Below are 18397 nucleotides of genomic sequence, written 5' to 3'. Positions count from 1 at the left end.
TTTAAAAGTAATTCAGTTATGGAAGATGACGATAAAAAATCATTTTTAAGTCACTTAGGACTGCCGGAAAAGGAATTACAGGAGTTGGCAAATATCTCACAACACAAAATAATTCAGAAAGGAAATTATTTTATCAAAGAAGGTCAGGTGCCTCACAAAATGGCTTTTTTAATCAAAGGTTTATTCCGATATGTTTACACGCACGAAAACGGAAACCAATTCACTAAAAATATTATAGCCGAAAATAATTTTGTCAGTTCATATTCGGCTATGATTTATAATACACCTTCCTATTTTGCTGTTGAGGCAATGGAAAATTCCGAAATTCTTGAAATCGATTATGCTGATTGGTTAGCTATAAAAGAAGAGAATCCGTTTTGGAATGCATTTTTAGTCCAAATTCTTGAAAAAGCTTTTTACATTAAAGAAAAAAGAGAAAGAGAATTACTGCTTTTGGACGCAGAAAAAAGATACGAAATCTTTACTGCTGAATTTCCGAATATTGAAAATCGTGTTTCACAGCAAATCATCGCGTCTTATTTAGGCATTCAGCCGGAATCCTTCAGCCGGCTCAAAAGAAAAATCAGGACTTAACATAGGTCAATGCATGCCTTTAGGTAGTAAACTATTTTTGATTCATAATTTAAAAAACAATTATGGAAATCTTAAATAGTACTGTTATCATTACCGGCGGAAGTTCTGGTATTGGATTCGAAATGTGCACACAGCTTATCAAAAAGGGTAATAAAATAATTGCTTGTGGTCGCTCACTGGAGAAACTTGCTGCTGCACAAAAACAATTGCCCGATTTAATTATTTATCATTGTGATATAGCTCAGGAAACAGAATGTAAATCTTTCGCACACTGGATTATAGAAAATCATCCTGAAGCGAATGTTTTGATCAATAATGCCGCAATTGTAACTAAAAACAATTTTATTGAAGATGTCTTAGCTTTGGAAAATCTGAATAAAGAGATTTGCACAAATTTTATTGCCCCGCTTCGCCTGACTAAATTATTATATCCGGTATTAATTCAGAACAGTCATTCGAAAATCATAAATATTACAACAGGTTTGGTGTATGTGCCAAGAGCGGTTTATACTTTTTATAATTCGGCAAAAGCGGCATTACATTCTTTCACACAAGTTTTAAGATATCAGCTTAGAGGCGAAAATATTCAGGTCATAGAAGTGCTATTTCCGGTAGTTGATACGCCATGGCACGATGGAAATCCTCCTAAAATAGCAATAACACCTGAGAAAGCGGTTTCTGAAATGCTAAAAGGAATCAGCAGCAACAAAACTGAAATCAGGGTTTCGAAAGTGAAGCTGCTCTATTTTATTTACAGATTAGCGCCCAAATTTGCTTTCAAAAAAATAAATAGTGTTAGCTAATTTTTTATGGATACAGGATTTAAAAGTTAATTTACTGATTTGTTGCAATTCTTCCCGGTATTTGTGGTAAATTTGAGATTATTCATGCTTATAATCTTCTATCAATCAAACTTGTCTGACTTATGAGAAAAATTTACTTTATCTGTTTGCTTTTTATTTGTAATGGGATTTTGGCTCAAAAAAAGGATAAATTATATCCGGTTACGATGTATGAAAAGATATGGCAGGAGCGTAACAGCGATGCAAGATTAAAAATGATAAAAACAATCTGGCTTGACGACAGTACTTTTGAAGATCCTTCAGCTTCAGTAAAAGGTATTACTGCATTTAATAATGTGATTAATGAATTTTATAAAAAATATCCGGATGCTGTATTGACATCAGAACCAAAAATCGTAAAAGACAATTATGTAAGCTGGGACTGGAAAATCCAGGATTCTAAAAATAAACTGATAATGGGAGGCCGTGAGTTTGCCCGATTAAACGGAAAAGGTCAAATCAGTAAGATAATTAGTTTCTGGAACAAAGATGCAACCTTGTCAGAGGCGGATGTTTTAAAGAATCTGGAAGCTGATAATTTGAAAGTAGTTGAAAAATATTTTGAAAGCCTTTTTAAAACTAAAGATTTCAATGCGATAGCTTCTTTAATCGAAGACGGTGCAGTTTACAACCAGGCAACAGGACTTCCATACGGCGGAACGTATAAAGGTTTTGATCAATGGACTAAAATGTTTGCAAAATCAGCTGAATTCTTTGATTTGCAGATAGAAAAAGAACCTGTTTATTTTAGTGATGCTTCCAAAAATGAGGTCATTGTTTATTTTACCATAAACTGCAAGGCAAAAAAATCAGGTAAGTCACTTTCGATGCCAATCTCCGAACATTTTGATTTGAAAAACGGAAAAATTACTGGGATCACGCCTTTTTATTTTGACACCAAACAATTTGCTGAATTTCTGAAGAGCAAAAAATAATGGATACGTAAATTTAAAAGAATAATCAGTATTCGTAGGGTAAAAAATGCATCATTTTGATTAAAAAAACACAGCAAGTACTTTTTTTATACCTCAAAAAAATCCAGTTCCAATTGCTCCGGCAAGAGCCTGAAGCTCATTCGGTGGTATTTTGTAGTTCCGTATTTTTTTATGGCTTCGCGATGTTCTTTGGTTGGATAACCTTTGTTTTGTTTCCAGTTATACATCGGGAATTCTTTGTGAATTTCGTTCATAAATTCATCACGGTATGTTTTTGCCAGTACAGAAGCTGCAGCGATGCTTAAAAACTTTGAATCACCTTTTATAATGCTTTGATTTGGAATTGATTTTAATAACTCAATTTCAGTAGCAGAAAACTGTCTTCCAAAAGTATTTTTCAGGCCTAATTTTGCATTCAGTGAACGATTACCGTCAACAATGATAAACTCGGGTGTTTGTTTTAATTTCAAAATACATTCCTGCATTCCTTTCATCGAAGCATTCAGGATATTAATTTCGTCGATTTCATCCGGATGTAAATGTGTTACGGCGAAACAAACTGCTTTTTCTTCGATAATCGGTTTTAAGGATTCCCTTATTTTTTCAGATAACTGCTTACTGTCATTTAAAAATGAGTGCTCAAAATCGGCAGGTAAAATTACAGCTGCAGCAGTAACAGGACCTGCCAGGCAACCTCGCCCGGCTTCATCGGTGCCAGTTTCGAAAACATATCCTGAAAAATTTTTCTGAAGCATTCTTATAGTTTTAAGTAGCAAAAATATATTTTTTATAATTAAAACGATACATCTTGAAATAAATCATTGTTTTATAGAGTTGCGAATCAGTTAGCTGGAATTTATAAAAATGTCAAGTGAGGGAGGAAATGATGACATATTCTAAGAAAAGAGATTATTTTTTAATAAAGATTTTTCTTGTTAGCGGTATGAATTACTGATGAAAAAATTACTTATAGAATAAAAAACATGCTCATCAAGTAATTTTTTTTTAAAACACCGTAATTAATTTATAATACTTTTTTAACAATTTGATGCTGTTTTAAAAATAAAATAGCTGTGGAGTTAATTTGGGAAAATCACTAAAAATTATTAAAATGTTATAAAAAATTTAAAATTTAAAAATTAAATCGTTGTTAACTTAGTGTTAATTTAAAAAAGTAAGACATAACTTTCTTTTCCGTTTTATTGAAAAATATCTCGTTTTTAACTGTTTTTAGTTGATTTTATTTAATTAAAGTTTGAGTTCTTTAAAGTTATTTCAATAAAAAACGTAATTGATATTTGTTATTTTAATAAATAATTAAGATTTTTACATCTTACTAATTCAAAATAAATTAAGATGAAATTGAAATTACAATGGATTTTTACGCTATTTATAGCGTTATCTATGCAGTTTTCTTTTGCACAAGAGAAAACAATCTCCGGAGTAGTAACAGATGGCGGACTTGCCATTCCCGGTGTAAATATTGTTGTTAAGGGAACAAACACTAGTACGCAAACAGATTTTGATGGAGGATATGCTATCAAAGCTAAAACAGGAGATGTATTAGTTTTTTCATATGTTGGAATGGAAGATAAACAAGTTATTGTGGGAACATCAGATAAATTGAATGTAGCACTGGAATCTTCTACTAAGACATTAGATGAAGTTGTTGTTGTTGCTTATGGTAAGCAGAAGGCTAAGGAAATTGTTGGTTCTGTTGCAACACTTAGTGCTGATGTTTTGGAAAAGCAACAAGCAACTAACGTAATGACGGCATTACAAGGAAGTGTTGCAGGGGTTAATATTATTGCGCCAAGTGGTATGCCAGGTGAAAATCCCGTTATTCGCATACGTGGTGTTAATTCTATTAATGCGTCTGCTGAGCCTCTAATTGTTGTTGATGGAGCACCTTTTAACGGAAATATCAATACAATAAGTTCAGATCAAATTGAGAGTATGAGTGTTTTGAAAGACGCAGCTTCTACCTCGTTATATGGATCCAGAGGAGCAAATGGGGTTATTCTAATTACAACCAAAAGAGGTAAATATAATAGTGCGCCACAAGTTAGTTTTAATACATTAGTGGGTTTTGCAAATAATGCCGTTCCTTTGCATAAAAGATTAGGTACAGATGACTACATGAAACTAAGCTGGGAAGGAATCAGAAATGCTAATCAATATGTCTCAGGACAAAATTCTGCTTTAGCAGGTCAGAACGCTTCTACTAACTTAATAGCAAATTTAGGATATAATCCTTATAATGTAGCAGTTCCTGTTGATGCAAATGGTAATTTGGTTTCTACAAATAAAAAATGGGATACTGATTGGGAAGATTTACTGTTAAATGATGCTGCAGTACGACAAGAACATACATTGTCATTTTCAGGTGGTAGTAGTGATACAAGATATTCATTTAATGCCAATTATTTAAACCAGGAAGGTAATGTAGTTACATCTAAATTCGAGCGTATAACATCGCGTTTGAGTGTTGACAGCAAGATTAATAATTGGATGAAAGCTGGAGCAACGATGTTTTATTCTACTTCAGACCAGAATTTTCCTTCGCAAAGCGGGTCAAGTTTTCAAAGTGCAATTCAGTGGATATATAACGTGCCATCAATCTATCCGGTATACAGACATGATGGAAATGGCGATTTAGTATTTGATGCAAGCGGTAATAAGATTTATGACTATGGAGCTGGTGTACCAGGGCAATTGTTAAATGCAACAAGACCAGTATTTAACAATGAAAATGCTTATGGTTCGCTATATATGTATAAAATTGGTTACAAACGTGATAATTTTACGGCAAATGGTTATTTAGAATTTAATATTACAAATGATTTAACTTTTAAGACAAATTTAGCTTATGATAAATATTTGTATGATTCGTATCAATATGCTAGTAATGAAGTTGGTTATGCTGCAAGTGCAGGAGGCCGTGTCACCCAAGATAGGGATATTACTACCGGAGTTAACTTTATTAATAGTTTAAACTATAAAAAATCTTTTGGGTTACATAATGTTAGCGCTGATTTAATACAGGAGTCTTACCAATATAAATATGATGCGCTGGGAGCTCAGGGTGAAGGCTTTTTGCCTGGAGTTTATGTTTTAACAGGAAGTACTACACCATCTAGTGTTTCAGGATATACTGCAGAAGATAGAATTTCGAGTTATTTGGCACGTTTAGCATACAACTATAACGAGAAGTATTTTGTTGAAGGTTCATATAGACGAGATGGTTCCTCACGCTTCGATAGTGCTGTAAGATGGGGTGACTTCTATTCTGTTGGAGGGTCATGGTTGATATCTGAAGAAAATTTCCTGAAGGATAGTAACACGATTAGTGCTTTAAAATTAAGAGCTTCATACGGTCAATTAGGAAATAATCAAACATTACAAGTAAATACTGATCCAAGAGATGGAAGAAATGTACAAAATTATTTTCCTTACCAGCAATTGTTTGAAACAGGTTGGAATGAATTAGCGAATACAGGAGTGATTTTAGGGGCAGCTGCAGATATTAGGTTAACTTGGGAAAAAACAGCTTCTACAGATTTAGGTCTTGACTTTGGTTTTTTTAATAACAGAATTACAGGAACTGTTGATTATTACCAAAAAAAATCAGTTGATTTGATTTATAATAAGCCATTGCCAGGATCAACTGGAAATACTGGTGTCACAACAAATGTTGGAGGTTTGAAAAATTATGGTTGGGAATTTGCGGTGAATACCAGAAATATTGTTTCTAAAGATTTTATTTGGAACTCAAATATAAATGTGACTTTGAATAAAAATGAAATTACTGAATTAACGCAAGCATCATTCATCAATGGGACAAAGCGTTGGGAAGTTGGAAAATCATTATATGAATTCTATTTGCAGGATTGGGCAGGTGTAGATCCTGCAACAGGTTATGGAATGTGGTATAAGGATGTTTTGGGTGCTGACGGAAAACCTACTGGCGAGAGAGTAACTACTAAGTTATATTCTGAAGCAACGAGATATTATACCGGAAAAGAGTCACTGCCAGACTTTGTTGGAGGACTTACAAACTATTTCAGATATAAAAATATTGATTTGAATATTTTATTCAATTTCAGTTTTGGTTCTTATGTATATGACAGTAATTATGCAAGTTTAATGGGAGGTTTCGAGTCAGCAGGCAGAGTAGCTAGTGTTGATATCTTAAATAGATGGCAAAATCCTGGAGATATTACTGATGTTCCATTGGTTTTAGCTTCTAACAATGATTTTAATACACAATCTACGCGCTTCTTATATAAAAATGATTATGTGAGATTGAAAGCTTTAAATTTTGGGTATAATTTCCCTGCAAGTTTAACTGAAAAAGTTCATTTGTCTAAGCTTAGATTATACTTCCAGGCAGATAATTTATGGACATATCAAACACATAAAGGAATTGATCCGGAACAAAGTATAGCGGGTACTACAGACAGTAGATCGTATAACTTAAGAGTATTGTCATTTGGATTGAACTTGGAATTTTAAAACAATAATTATGAAAAATATTATATCAAAAATTTTCATCACTTTTTTAGCTGTGATGATGTTAACTGGGTGTAGCGACGAGTTTTTGGAAGAGCCGCAGCCAACAGATGCCGTTTCTGAAAATGTTGTTTTTGGAACAAGGGAAGGGGTTGAGGCTTTTATCTCAGGAATTATGAGAAGATTTAGAGGTCAATACACAAATACAGATGCAGCAGGATTAAATTCTATCTTTTTTGCCAGATCGGTAAAAGGAAATGATATAATTCAGGCTGATAACTGGTTCGGTTTTGATTATGCTAATGATAACCGTGAACCCACTTATCGAAGAACAACTTTTTCATGGAATTATTGTTTTTATATGATCAATCAGGCGAATGTTTTAATCAAAGGAGTCGAACAAAGTACGGCTTTAGGTCAATCAGATAAAGTTGAATTGGCGGCTTACGGATATGCATTAAGAGGTTTTTTCTATCATCAGTTAGCATTAGAATTTTGTCCTACATACTCTATTGATGCTAATTTTCCTGCTCCTCCGATTTATACGGAAACTTCTATAACAGGAAATCCAATGTCTACTGTTGGTGAGGTTTATAATTTTATAGTAGAGGATCTTAAAAAAGCTGTCGCTGGATTAACTGAAGATAGGTTAGGTAAATCATATATTAATAAAAACGTAGCTAATGCTATTTTGGCACAAGTTTATCAGGTAATGGGTAAATGGCAGGAAGCTGAGGAGGCTGCAATCGCTGCTTATGGTGGTAATCCAACAGCAGTATTAAATGCAGCTCAATATAGTACAGGTTTCGATAATATTGAAAACACAGAATGGATTTGGGGTAGTGCTCAAAGTGTTGACCAATCAAATTATTATTATAATGCACCAGCTTCCATGACTGATCATTTAACGACATCATATTCAGCTACCTATGTTAACAGAGAATTCGTTAGTTTGTTTTCTACAACAGATGTTCGTGCCAGATTTCAAAGAAAAAGCGCTACAATTACCAATATTAACGATTTTAGATATTGGATAACAACTAAATTTAAATTTAGTTTTGATGGAGATAATGCAATTATAAGAACTCCTGAAATGATTTTAATTGAGGTAGAAGCTAAATACATGCAAGGTGAAACATCTCCTGCTCATGATTTATTATACATTTTGCAAAAAAACAGAGATGTCAATGCTGTGAAATCTACAAATACTGGAGCTGCTCTTCTAGATGAAATTTTAGTTGAAAGACGTAAAGAATTGTATGCTGAAAATGGAATAGAATGGTTTGATGCAAAACGTTTAAGAAGGGGTATTACCAGAACAGGCAATCATAGAGTAGGAGCAGCTGCTAATTTAACGGTGGATGACAAGAAATTTTTCCTTAAAATTCCTCAGGCCGAAATTGATGCTAATCCATTTATTGAACCATCAGTAAATGACGGTAGATAAATATTTTGTAATTAGTTTAAAAACCGAATTTGATGAATTTCAAATTCGGTTTTTTTTATTGTATTAAGTAAACTTAGTAATAATTTAAGCTTTGACTTATATTTGCAATGCAAATCTATAATTTATTAAGTGTCTAATCGTTTTTATAATTTACCTTTGCTTTAGCAATTTTATTGAATCATTACACATACATACGCTATAAAATGAGAATACTTTTTTTTCTATATCTGTTAGTTCTGCCTTCTTTATTGTTTTCTCAGGAAGTAACTCCTAAAAAGAATTTAGATATGAATTCGCAATATTCAAGTATTACGGATACTGTAAAAAAGAAAAAAGCGCTTGTAGCTAAGATTGAGCAATATCAAATTGTTACGATAGAACATGATACGACTATTGTAGATACTTCTTTAACGATAAAGAGTGCCTATAGACAAAATTACCTTAGAAGAGATAATTTCGGACTTTTGCCTTTTTCTAATATTGGGCAAACCTATAATGTATTGCAATACAGCCTGACTGATTTTTCTCCTTATCCTGATATGGGTTTTCAGGGAAAGCATTTTAATTTTATGAGTGCCAGTGATATTCGTTACTACCATGTAGCAACACCACTGACAGAATTGTTTTTTAATACCTCTATTGGGAAAGGACAAAATGTAGATTCTTTCATTACCCTGAATACTTCAAAAAATCTCAATTTTTTTGCAGCTTACAGGGGTTTGCGATCAGAAGGGAAATATATTAACCAGTTAACCAGTATTGGAAATTTCAGGATTGGAGCAAGTTATAATACAACGGATAAACGTTATGTTTTATATACCCATTATACCTACCAGGATGTTTTAAATGAAGAAAATGGAGGTATTACAACGCCTGATGATTTTGAAAGCGGGGATCCAACTTTTACAAATCGTCAGCGACTGGAGGTTTATCTTACTGATGCCGAATCTTTCTTAAAAGGGAAAAGGCTGTTTTTTGATCATGCATTCAGGATAAATCCTAAACAAGCAAGCAATAATTTATACGTTACGCACCAGTTTAATTTTGAAAATAAATTTTTTGAATACAAACAGCCTACAGTTTTATCAACAGTAGAAAATACATTAGTAGAGCGATTTGGGGAATCGTACGTTACAAGTAACATTAAGGATCAAACCCGTTTTGAAAAACTGTATAATAAAGCAGGGTTGACTTATGAGAATGTACTGCTTGGGAAATTTAATTTTTTCATTGATGATTACCGTTCAAATTATAAATATTACCGTATTATTCTTGATGAGGAAGGAAATGTCGCTGTTAATGACAATTTATACAGACAGGTTAATAATATTGGAGGGCAGTATGAATATCAAAAAAACAAATGGAACGGAAGGTTTTTATTGACAAGGTCTATTACAAAAGAAACCATTTCAGATTTAGATGCTAAGCTGCGATATAATTTAAACGAAAAAATTCAGTTTGATTTTCGTTACCAAAACATAAGCAAACTGCCCAATAATAATTATGAACTTTACCAAAGCAGTTATGTACAGTATAATTGGGGGAAAGATTTTAAAAATGAAAAAATTAATTCGTTCAGCGGAAAAATTTATACACCATGGCTTAATGGGGAGGCTCAGTATTCTGTATTAAACGATCATTTGTATTTTGAAGATGTCGCAACGCCTGAACAAAAAGAAAGCAGAACTCAAATCGTAAATCCGGCGCAATACGGGAACACAATTAACTATTTATCCGTAAAAGCAAACAGAGAATTTAAATTTGGGGATTTTGGTTTCGATAATACCTTTTTATATCAGAAGGTAACACAATCAGCACTGATTTTAAATGTTCCGGATTTTGTAACCAGAAATACGTTTTATTATTCGGCCTATTTCTTTGATAAGGCACTGTTTATCCAAACCGGAATTATTTTTAATTACTTTACAAAATACTATGCAAATGATTACAATCCAGTAGTGGCAGAAATGTTTGTTCAGAACACTAAAAAGATAGGAGGTTATCCAACTTTTGATTTTTTCCTGAATGCAAAAATTCGCCAGACCAGAATTTATTTAAAAGCAGAGCATTTTAATTCGACTTTTGGCGAAAGCAATTATTATTCAGCTCCAAATAACCCATATCGCGATTTTACTATCCGCTTTGGTTTAGTTTGGAATTTCTTTCAATAAAAAACGAAATTTGTTTTTTATATTAAAGCAAAATTATACAGATACAGATATGGACTTTTCAAATAATATTTTAGGAACCATTGGCAATACACCATTAGTGAAACTTAATAAAGTTGTGGCTGGGATTGATGCTTTGGTATTGGCAAAAGTCGAAACTTTTAATCCGGGAAATTCTGTGAAAGACAGAATGGCCGTGAAAATGGTTGAGGATGCTGAAGCAGATGGACGTTTAAAACCGGGCGGAACCATAATTGAAGGAACTTCAGGGAATACCGGGATGGGACTGGCGCTTGTGGCAATCATAAAAGGGTATAAGCTGATTTGTGTGATATCAGACAAACAGTCTAAAGAAAAAATGGATATTTTGCGTGCTGTGGGTGCCAAAGTAGTTGTTTGTCCTACCAATGTTGAGCCAACGGATCCAAGATCTTATTATTCGGTTTCAAAGCGACTGGCAGAAGAAACACCGAATTCATGGTATGTAAACCAATACGATAATTTATCAAATTCTCTTGCGCATTACGAACAGACAGGACCTGAAATCTGGAAACAGACAGATGGAAAAATCACCCATTTTGTAGTAGGAGTAGGAACCGGTGGAACTATTTCAGGAGTGGGGAAATATTTAAAAGAAAAAAATCCAAACATCAAAATTTGGGGTATCGACACCTACGGTTCTGTATTTAAGAAATACCATGAAACAGGTATTTTTGATGAAAATGAAATCTATTCTTATATCACTGAAGGAATTGGAGAAGATATATTGCCTAAGAATGTTGATTTTTCATTAATTGATGGTTTTACAAAAGTAACAGATAAGGATGCTGCGGTTTATACCAGAAAACTTGCATTAGAAGAAGCGATATTTGTTGGGAACTCAGCAGGAGCCTGTATAAAAGGATTGTTGCAGTTAAAAGAACATTTCAAGACAGATGATGTTGTAGTGGTATTATTTCACGATTCGGGAAGCCGTTATGTAGGTAAAATGTTTAACGATGACTGGATGCGGGAACGTGGTTTTCTGGATGAAAATGTAACAAAAGCAGAAGATGTTATCAAAGATCATATTGACAAAGAATTAATTGTTGTTCGTACAGAAGAATTGGTTTCGCATGCTATTGAGCGTATGCGTAAATACAAAATTTCACAAATTCCGGTAGTAGATATTAACGGGTTTGTGGGGTCAGTTGACGAAACAGACTTGTTCAGAAGTTATGTAGCTGACAAAAATGTTGCCGAAAAACCAATTAAAGAAGTAATGGGAAAACCTTTTCCGATTGTCAAATTAGGTACTTCAATTGAAGAGGTTTCAAAGCTGTTTACAAAGGAAAATGATGCTGTTTTGATAGATTTAGGAAATGGAAATCATCATATTATTACGAAATACGATATTATAGGGGCTATAAAATAAAACAGTCTTTCCGGAAATTATAAAGGCATACATTCTAAACAGGTATGCCTTTTTTTAATTATTGCTTTTTTCTTCATAATAATCAGAAACGGTATGGTTCGGATTATCTTTTTTTGAAGTTCCGTTTGGACTATCGTTTATAAATTCTTCAACTGTCTGTATGTTTTTATTTTTCTCTGATTGCTTTTGCAAATAAAGATTTTCTATTGTGTCTTTTTCAGGACAATTATCATTATCCGGATCATAATTTTTTTCGACCATGACTTTTAATTTTAATTATTTTTGGCTGAATTTTTAAAAGCTTCTTTTGCCATTTAAGTTCAAACCATTCTGTGCATAATGTAAAATTAAATGGATAAGCAGGTTCTTTTTTTATAAGATTGAAATTTGTATTTATATAATTATGAGACTAATATTGAAATGGTTTTAAGAGTTTTTATTGTTGGGACTAAAATAATTCCAGTTGGTTATTTGGATTAATAGGTTTGTTTTTAGAAGGTTTAGCATCGCCGAAAACAGTTTTTCCACCATACTTATACGAATCATTCCGCTCTTTTTGAATCAGTGCATCAAAGTTAGAGTTGGGTGTAAAACTTTCCTCGGCCTTTCTGGAAATTTCTGATAATTTCTGTATGGCATTTATTTTATCACTATTGCCAATTTTAGCACGGTTAATTGCTCTTTGTAAAGTGTCAATTGTTTCGTCATAAATTTTGACAGGAACAGGAAAAGGGTGTCCGTCTTTTCCACCGTGCGCAAATGAAAATCGGGCAGGGTCTTCAAATCTGGTTGGAGTTCCGTAAATTACTTCGCTTACTAATGCTAATGACTGAAGAGCTCTTGGCCCCATACCTTTTAAAAGTAAAAGTTCCTCAAAATCTTCCGGATTATTCTCATGGGTTGCCCATAACATAGCTCCGAGCCTTTTCATATTGACATTTTCCATCCTGACATCATGATGTGCGGGCATTTTAAGATGTTGCATTTCTTTCATGATTTTTGTAGGGGATTCTTTTGAAAGTTCTAAAATTCCTTCTCTGGATTTTTCAGCATTTTTTGCTGTAAGATTTAAAATCGTTCCCTGATTTTCGCCATATATAAAAGTGTGCGGCTCATTGATAAAAGACTTCAGGTCTTGAGAATGCCAGTGATATCTTCTGGCTGTTTTAGAGTCAGGATTCATCCCTTGCTGAATAACAGCCCATTGTCCTTTGTTGTCAACAATAAAATTATGCTGGTATAATTGAAATCCGTCCTGAATGGCTGTATTGTCAACTTTTGCAGTTAGTTTGCTGCAATTTGCCAGGTTAGTGCCATCAAGCCCAGTTTTTTCACCTACAAATAAAAGTTCTTTAGGTGTGAGCATAGAATGTTTGCCTTTACCACCGCAGATATAAATGCCCAGTTCTTTTGAATGTGGATTTACAGATTTTTTTAAGGCACCCAGTACAGAAGTTGTAATACCGGACGAATGCCAGTCCATCCCCATAACAGCACCAAAACTCTGGAACCAGAAAGGATTACTCAGCTTACTGATCACTTCTGATGTAGAAAACTCCATTGCAATAGTTTCAACTATTGCGAAGCCAAGTTTAGACATACGTTCGGCAAGCCATAAAGGTACATGTCCATAATGCAATGGAAGATCTGCTGTTCCGGAACGTTTCATGAGAAGGGATTTTGGATGCTGTAAAAATACGAAAAAATGTTTTTAATGTATTAAAGCAGCAATTGGACTAATTTATATGAATTATTCTTTTTTTGTAAAACCTTTTCTTGTCATTTCACCCCAGCCCTTAGTTCCCCTAATTTTTTCTTTATACCCCACTAAGGCAGCATATACTGTAAGCGGATGAAAGTACAACGGTTCTATGAAAGCAGCCAGCAGAAGCTTGAAAAAATCGGCTTGTTTTGGATATTTATGATAAGTAAACTCTTCGCTAAACAAGGCTATAACTGAAAAGAACACAGCAAAGGTATAAACAAAAAGCACTAGCAATAGGAAGAAATGCCAGTTAATAAAACCAAAAAGTATAAATAATAAGGTTATAATTAGCCCTATAAACTCTATGGCAGGAGCCAGAAATTCGAAAAATGTCCAGTATGGTATGCTAACGATGCCCAGAAGTTTATATTTAGGGTTCAGGAACATTTTTTTGTGAATTGTAAGTGTCTCAATTGTTCCTCTCATCCATCGGCTGCGTTGTTTTTTAAATATTTTGAAATCTTCTGGCGCTTCTGTCCAGCAAAGCGGGTCGGGTATGTAGCTAACAGAGTAGGGTAGCTTGTTTTCAACCATATATCGGCGCATTCTGACTACAAGCTCCATGTCTTCACCTACCGTTTTGGTGTCATAACCGCCTGATAGTAATGCTATTTCTTTGTCAAATGCCCCAAATGCCCCACTGATAAGCAATAGTCCGTCAAGTCTGCCCCAGGCCATTCTTCCTAAAAGAAAAGCCCTAAGGTATTCTAAAACCTGTATCCTTGGTAAAATAGCATCAGGAATGTGTACTTCTACAAGACGGCCATTCCGGATCACACACTGGTTCGCTATCCTTACAACACCGCCGGTAGCAATGATACGTTTGCCATGAGATTCTAAAAAAGGTTTTGCTAATTTTAATAAAGAGTCTTTGTCCAGGATACAGTCAACATCGATGCAGACAACGTAAGGATTTTGTGCAATATTAAGGCCTACGTTCAGAGCATCAGCCTTACCTCCGTTTTCTTTATCGACAACAATCAGTTTTTTAAATGCAGAATTTCTGGAAGTATATATTCCTCTGACTTTTTTGGTTTCGATTTTTAAATCTACTTCAAGTTCTGTCAGTACAAGGTCATAGGTATTAACCAGGATTTCCATCGAATTGTCTTTGCTGCCGTCATTGACCACAATTACCTGATAATTATTGTAATTTAAAGAAAGTAATGATTTTACATTTTCTTCAATAGTAAACCCTTCATTGTACGCAGGGGCAATCAGCGAAAGTTTTGGTGCAAATTCACTGGTGAGCAATACTTCGTAATCTACAAAACTGTTTTTTTTAAGATAACTCCTTAGCGCTTTTGTAGATAGATAGGCTAATATGAGATAAGATGACATGATTAGGATGGCATATCCAAGAATTAGAAGTATATAAGCATCTAAAAACCATATGGTTTCACTAGTAAAAAAACTCATTCGTTTGCAAGATTTACGGTTAGCGCTTGTAATACACTTTGTGCTTCATATTGTATGAGTGTACTGGGAGCTTTTTGTGTCAATTGTTCTACATGATGTAGTTTTTGCGTAAGCTTAAGTTCTTTGATGAGTTTCAGCCCCAGCGCCACAATTGTTGTGTTTTTCGATTCAAGCAAATATTCTACGCCCTGGACATCACCAATGTCGTGTTTTTTGAAAGCATTTATAATATTGAGCTGCGTCCAGTCATCAACAGGATAGGGGTGTTCAGTGAGATGTATGATTCCTTTTATTCCTTCTAGCTTAATGGAAGCATTGATCGCTGTGATTTTTAAGGTTTTGTTTTTGGATTTGGAAATAGAAATGATAGTATCAAAGACTTCTGTAATATTCATTTCAGCCAATTCCGTAATTCCTTTGCATTTTACTTCCCATTTATGGCTTTTAAGTTTTCTAAAAGAATTATTTATTAATTTAGAATCTTTATAAAACTGCTCCAGTTTTAGGGCATAAACGCCATCATAATTTTTGTGGAGATTGATAACAGATTCGGCCAGCACTGTTCTGAAGTAAGTATTCTTTAAAAAAGGCGCATAATTTAAATCTTCTTTCACCAAAGAAAAAGGAGTATCCATAAAAACTACTGAATACATTAACTCTACAATGACTTGCTCGTAATCATTTCTGAGTTTTTCCTGTTTTATTTTTCTGTTGCGGCTTTCTATAATTAATAAATACAGGATAGCTGATAGACTAACAAATAAGCAAATTGAACCCATTAGAAAAGGTTCTACCCAGTTACTGTTTTTATAAAGCTCCCAGATATTCATCATATTGACTTTATTACAAACGGATATTCAGTAATTTATTAATTCGTATTAAGAGTACAGCGGGGCTAATAGGTTTGGCAATAAATTCATTTGCACCTATATCAAAAGAGTCTAGTTCTGTTTGTTCAACCCCTGATGATGTAAATATAATTATCGGAATGTCAGAGTGGATATTTTGTCTCACATATTGTGTAATTTCCATTCCGCTTTTGCCTGGCATATTAATATCTGTAAGGATGAGGTCATAAGTATTCTTTTCAATAGCATCTAGTGCCTCCTGACCATCAGAGAACTGATCAACCGCAAATCCTTTAGAAGTCAGGAAAAAAGATAATGATTTGCGTAAGATTTCGTTATCTTCAGCTAAAACTATTTTCATTGGTTTGAATATTTATCTTTGAACAAATTAATTTAATAAAAAAAATATGGGAATACGTAAAGCTATAGCATATTTTCTTTTTATCATAGTTCCTTTAAAATTTTAACGACCTCAATAATTCCACAATGTAAAATATTTATCTTATCTAAACTTTCAGTGGTAAATTTGCCCATAATTGCTTCCTGTTCGATAATGGATAAGAAATTAGACAGATCTTTTAGCATGAAAATATCCAGACTGGATCTCATATTATGAGTCAGTTTCTTTACACTTTCCATATCGTTACTATTAAAAGCCTCTTCCAGCTGGGCCAGCTCATTTGGGATTTTTTGTATAAATAAATCTATCATATCCTGTTTAAAGTTTGGGTTACCACAGGACATTTCATCTAAAAAAGATAAATCGATCTTTCTCTTTGGCGGCTGGTTGGTATCTTTCGTCAGGACTGTTTTTATAGTCTCTAAAAGCATTGCCTGTTTAAAAGGCTTAGGTACATAGGCATCCATTCCTACATCATAACAGCGTTCCTGTTCCCCTACAAGCGAATGTGCAGTCATAGCTATAATCGGAATGGTTAGTTTCATTTCTTTCCTGATATACTCTGTTGTCTGGTATCCGTCTTTGACAGGCATCTGGAGATCCATTAGTACTAAATCATAGTTGTTTTTGGATAACAAATCGATTCCTTCTTCGCCGTTTTCGGCAATATCTAATTCAAATCCAAAATTTTCAATGACACTTTTTGCAAGTTTCTGATTCAGGGCATTGTCTTCACACAAAAGGATTTTCAGTTTGCCCAGATGTTCTTCCAGCAATTTTTCAATTGGAGTTTCAACGTAATCCGCTTTTTTATAAGTAAGGACAAAAGAGAATTCTGAACCACGGCCCTCTTTGCTTTTTACATGGATTTCAGAGTTTTGCAGTTCTACTAATTGTTTTACAATGCTGAGGCCAAGTCCGGTACCGCCAAATCTTCGGGTTGTGCTTTCTTCGGCCTGGGTAAAACGTTCAAATATAGTCTTGAGTTTTTCCTCTTGTATCCCTATTCCGGTATCTTTAACCGAAAACCGAAGCGAATAATCATCATCGGTCTCGTTAACCTTTTTTACTGATACTGTAACTTCTCCTTCTTCGGTAAACTTAAGGGCGTTTCCAGTAAGATTAACCAATATTTGATTCAATCGCCCCTGGTCGCCTATGACCAATTCAGGCAATTCGGTATCTACGAATAAATTGAATTCTACCGCCGAAGATGCTTTGATTTTTAATAAATTATAGACATGTTTAAGTATCTTTTTTAAATTGAATGGCTGAGCCTCAATAGTCAGATTGCCTGATTCGATTTTAGAAAGATCAAGAATGTCGTTGATAATCAGAAGTAGGTTCTCACCTGCAATTTGCACACTATCAATATAATCTCTTTGGGTAGTATCTAATTTTGTCTGCGCCAAAAGGTCTGTAAAACCAATTATAGCGTTTAAAGGTGTTCTGATTTCATGGCTCATATTAGCCAAAAAACTATCTTTTGCTAATACAGCACGTTCAGCAATTTTTTTCTGGGCATCCAGCTCAATGTTTTTCGTTGATAATTCTAACTGATTTATTACATGTTTGGCAATAATTGACAGTGCATTTTTTTGATTTTCGTTGAGTTCCTTAGTGATGTGGTCGATAGCACAAATGGTTCCTATATTATAACCGTCTGGTGTTGTTAGCGGGATACCCGCATAAAACCTTACTTTAAAACCTCCTGTAACGTTAGGGTCTTCTTTAAATCTTTCGTTTAAAAGTGTGTCAGGGATTTCAACCATTTTTGATTCCATAATGGTATACTGGCAAAAGCTAATTTCGCGAGGGACCTCTGTTACACCTATACCAATTTCCGATTTAAACCATTGTCTGCTCTCGTCTATAAAGGAGATATAGGCGATGGGTACACCACAAATATAGGAAACAAGTTTTGTGGCGTCATCAAAAGCATGATCAGGTAATGAATCAAGAATGTTATATCTTTTTAATGCTGCTAAGCGTTCTTTTTCGTTGTGAGGTATTGGAAGTTCTATATTTTTCATTTAGCAAAGGTAAATGTATA

General features: G+C 34.0%; 14 protein-coding genes. 7 read left to right on the top strand and 7 right to left on the bottom strand.

What is annotated here, in order from left to right; all coding sequences use genetic code 11:
• The first annotated feature begins 18 nt into the window (after positions 1–18).
• The 3 genes from K8B81_RS02630 to K8B81_RS02620 all read left to right on the top strand — a co-directional run bounded on the left by K8B81_RS02630 (position 19) and on the right by K8B81_RS02620 (position 2371).
• Positions 19–594 (top strand): Crp/Fnr family transcriptional regulator, encoded by a 576-nt coding sequence (locus K8B81_RS02630; RefSeq protein WP_223678669.1) that lies wholly within the window; start codon positions 19–21, stop codon positions 592–594.
• A 62-nt stretch (positions 595–656) separates the two neighbouring features.
• A complete protein-coding gene (locus tag K8B81_RS02625) occupies positions 657–1397 on the top strand; it encodes an SDR family oxidoreductase (RefSeq protein WP_223678668.1) in 741 nt (246 codons plus the stop codon).
• 122 nt (positions 1398–1519) lie between these two features.
• Positions 1520–2371, top strand: a complete 852-nt coding sequence (locus K8B81_RS02620) for a nuclear transport factor 2 family protein (protein WP_223678667.1) — start codon at positions 1520–1522, stop codon at positions 2369–2371.
• An 86-nt stretch (positions 2372–2457) separates the two neighbouring features.
• On the opposite strand, the gene K8B81_RS02615 is transcribed toward K8B81_RS02620, so the two are convergent.
• Complete coding sequence (locus tag K8B81_RS02615) at positions 2458–3126, bottom strand: ribonuclease HII (protein ID WP_223678666.1); 669 nt, start codon at positions 3124–3126, stop codon at positions 2458–2460.
• 601 nt (positions 3127–3727) lie between these two features.
• On the opposite strand from K8B81_RS02615, the gene K8B81_RS02610 reads away from it, so the two are divergent.
• The 4 genes from K8B81_RS02610 (at position 3728) to K8B81_RS02595 (ending at position 11912) form a co-directional block, all read left to right on the top strand.
• Positions 3728–6886, top strand: a complete 3159-nt coding sequence (locus K8B81_RS02610) for a SusC/RagA family TonB-linked outer membrane protein (protein ID WP_223678665.1) — start codon at positions 3728–3730, stop codon at positions 6884–6886.
• Positions 6887–6896: 10 nt separating this feature from the next.
• On the top strand, positions 6897–8330 hold the full coding sequence (locus K8B81_RS02605) for a RagB/SusD family nutrient uptake outer membrane protein (protein WP_223678664.1): 1434 nt from the start codon (positions 6897–6899) through the stop codon (positions 8328–8330).
• 203 nt (positions 8331–8533) lie between these two features.
• A complete protein-coding gene (locus K8B81_RS02600; RefSeq protein WP_223678663.1) occupies positions 8534–10501 on the top strand; it encodes a putative porin in 1968 nt (655 codons plus the stop codon).
• 49 nt (positions 10502–10550) lie between these two features.
• The gene (locus K8B81_RS02595; RefSeq protein ID WP_223678662.1) at positions 10551–11912 is read left to right on the top strand and encodes a pyridoxal-phosphate dependent enzyme; all 1362 of its coding nucleotides are present in this window, start codon (positions 10551–10553) and stop codon (positions 11910–11912) included.
• 54 nt (positions 11913–11966) lie between these two features.
• On the opposite strand, the gene K8B81_RS02590 is transcribed toward K8B81_RS02595, so the two are convergent.
• The 6 genes from K8B81_RS02590 to K8B81_RS02565 all read right to left on the bottom strand — a co-directional run bounded on the left by K8B81_RS02590 (position 11967) and on the right by K8B81_RS02565 (position 18377).
• A complete protein-coding gene (locus tag K8B81_RS02590) occupies positions 11967–12173 on the bottom strand; it encodes a hypothetical protein (protein WP_223678661.1) in 207 nt (68 codons plus the stop codon).
• Between the two features lie 187 nt (positions 12174–12360).
• Entirely contained in the window at positions 12361–13581 is a 1221-nt protein-coding gene (locus K8B81_RS02585; protein ID WP_223678660.1) for a DUF763 domain-containing protein, read from the bottom strand.
• 81 nt (positions 13582–13662) lie between these two features.
• Positions 13663–15096 (bottom strand): glycosyltransferase family 2 protein, encoded by a 1434-nt coding sequence (locus tag K8B81_RS02580; RefSeq protein ID WP_223678659.1) that lies wholly within the window; start codon positions 15094–15096, stop codon positions 13663–13665.
• Complete coding sequence (locus tag K8B81_RS02575) at positions 15093–15929, bottom strand: hypothetical protein (protein WP_223678658.1); 837 nt, start codon at positions 15927–15929, stop codon at positions 15093–15095. Before K8B81_RS02575 ends, K8B81_RS02580 begins: the two co-directional genes overlap by 4 nt.
• A gap of 10 nt (positions 15930–15939) precedes the next feature.
• Positions 15940–16305, bottom strand: a complete 366-nt coding sequence (locus K8B81_RS02570; RefSeq protein ID WP_223678657.1) for a response regulator transcription factor — start codon at positions 16303–16305, stop codon at positions 15940–15942.
• A gap of 83 nt (positions 16306–16388) precedes the next feature.
• Positions 16389–18377, bottom strand: coding sequence for a GAF domain-containing hybrid sensor histidine kinase/response regulator (locus K8B81_RS02565; protein WP_223678656.1), 1989 nt, complete (start codon positions 18375–18377; stop codon positions 16389–16391).
• Between the last annotated feature and the right edge of the window lie 20 nt (positions 18378–18397).

The organism is Flavobacterium hibisci (assembly GCF_020026925.1).
Classification (GTDB): domain Bacteria; phylum Bacteroidota; class Bacteroidia; order Flavobacteriales; family Flavobacteriaceae; genus Flavobacterium; species Flavobacterium hibisci.
Note: the sequence above shows the minus strand (reverse complement) of the source record. Positions and strands in the feature narration are given on the sequence as shown.

Coding starts and splice junctions, on each gene's coding strand:
- K8B81_RS02625 (WP_223678668.1), top strand. CDS start 657: ATGGAAATCTTAAATAGTACTGTTATCATTACCGGCGGAAGTTCTGGT.
- K8B81_RS02580 (WP_223678659.1), bottom strand. CDS start 15,096: ATGAGTTTTTTTACTAGTGAAACCATATGGTTTTTAGATGCTTATATA.
- K8B81_RS02610 (WP_223678665.1), top strand. CDS start 3,728: ATGAAATTGAAATTACAATGGATTTTTACGCTATTTATAGCGTTATCT.
- K8B81_RS02600 (WP_223678663.1), top strand. CDS start 8,534: ATGAGAATACTTTTTTTTCTATATCTGTTAGTTCTGCCTTCTTTATTG.
- K8B81_RS02570 (WP_223678657.1), bottom strand. CDS start 16,305: ATGAAAATAGTTTTAGCTGAAGATAACGAAATCTTACGCAAATCATTA.
- K8B81_RS02615 (WP_223678666.1), bottom strand. CDS start 3,126: ATGCTTCAGAAAAATTTTTCAGGATATGTTTTCGAAACTGGCACCGAT.
- K8B81_RS02605 (WP_223678664.1), top strand. CDS start 6,897: ATGAAAAATATTATATCAAAAATTTTCATCACTTTTTTAGCTGTGATG.
- K8B81_RS02575 (WP_223678658.1), bottom strand. CDS start 15,929: ATGATGAATATCTGGGAGCTTTATAAAAACAGTAACTGGGTAGAACCT.
- K8B81_RS02565 (WP_223678656.1), bottom strand. CDS start 18,377: ATGAAAAATATAGAACTTCCAATACCTCACAACGAAAAAGAACGCTTA.
- K8B81_RS02595 (WP_223678662.1), top strand. CDS start 10,551: ATGGACTTTTCAAATAATATTTTAGGAACCATTGGCAATACACCATTA.
- K8B81_RS02590 (WP_223678661.1), bottom strand. CDS start 12,173: ATGGTCGAAAAAAATTATGATCCGGATAATGATAATTGTCCTGAAAAA.
- K8B81_RS02620 (WP_223678667.1), top strand. CDS start 1,520: ATGAGAAAAATTTACTTTATCTGTTTGCTTTTTATTTGTAATGGGATT.
- K8B81_RS02630 (WP_223678669.1), top strand. CDS start 19: ATGGAAGATGACGATAAAAAATCATTTTTAAGTCACTTAGGACTGCCG.
- K8B81_RS02585 (WP_223678660.1), bottom strand. CDS start 13,581: ATGAAACGTTCCGGAACAGCAGATCTTCCATTGCATTATGGACATGTA.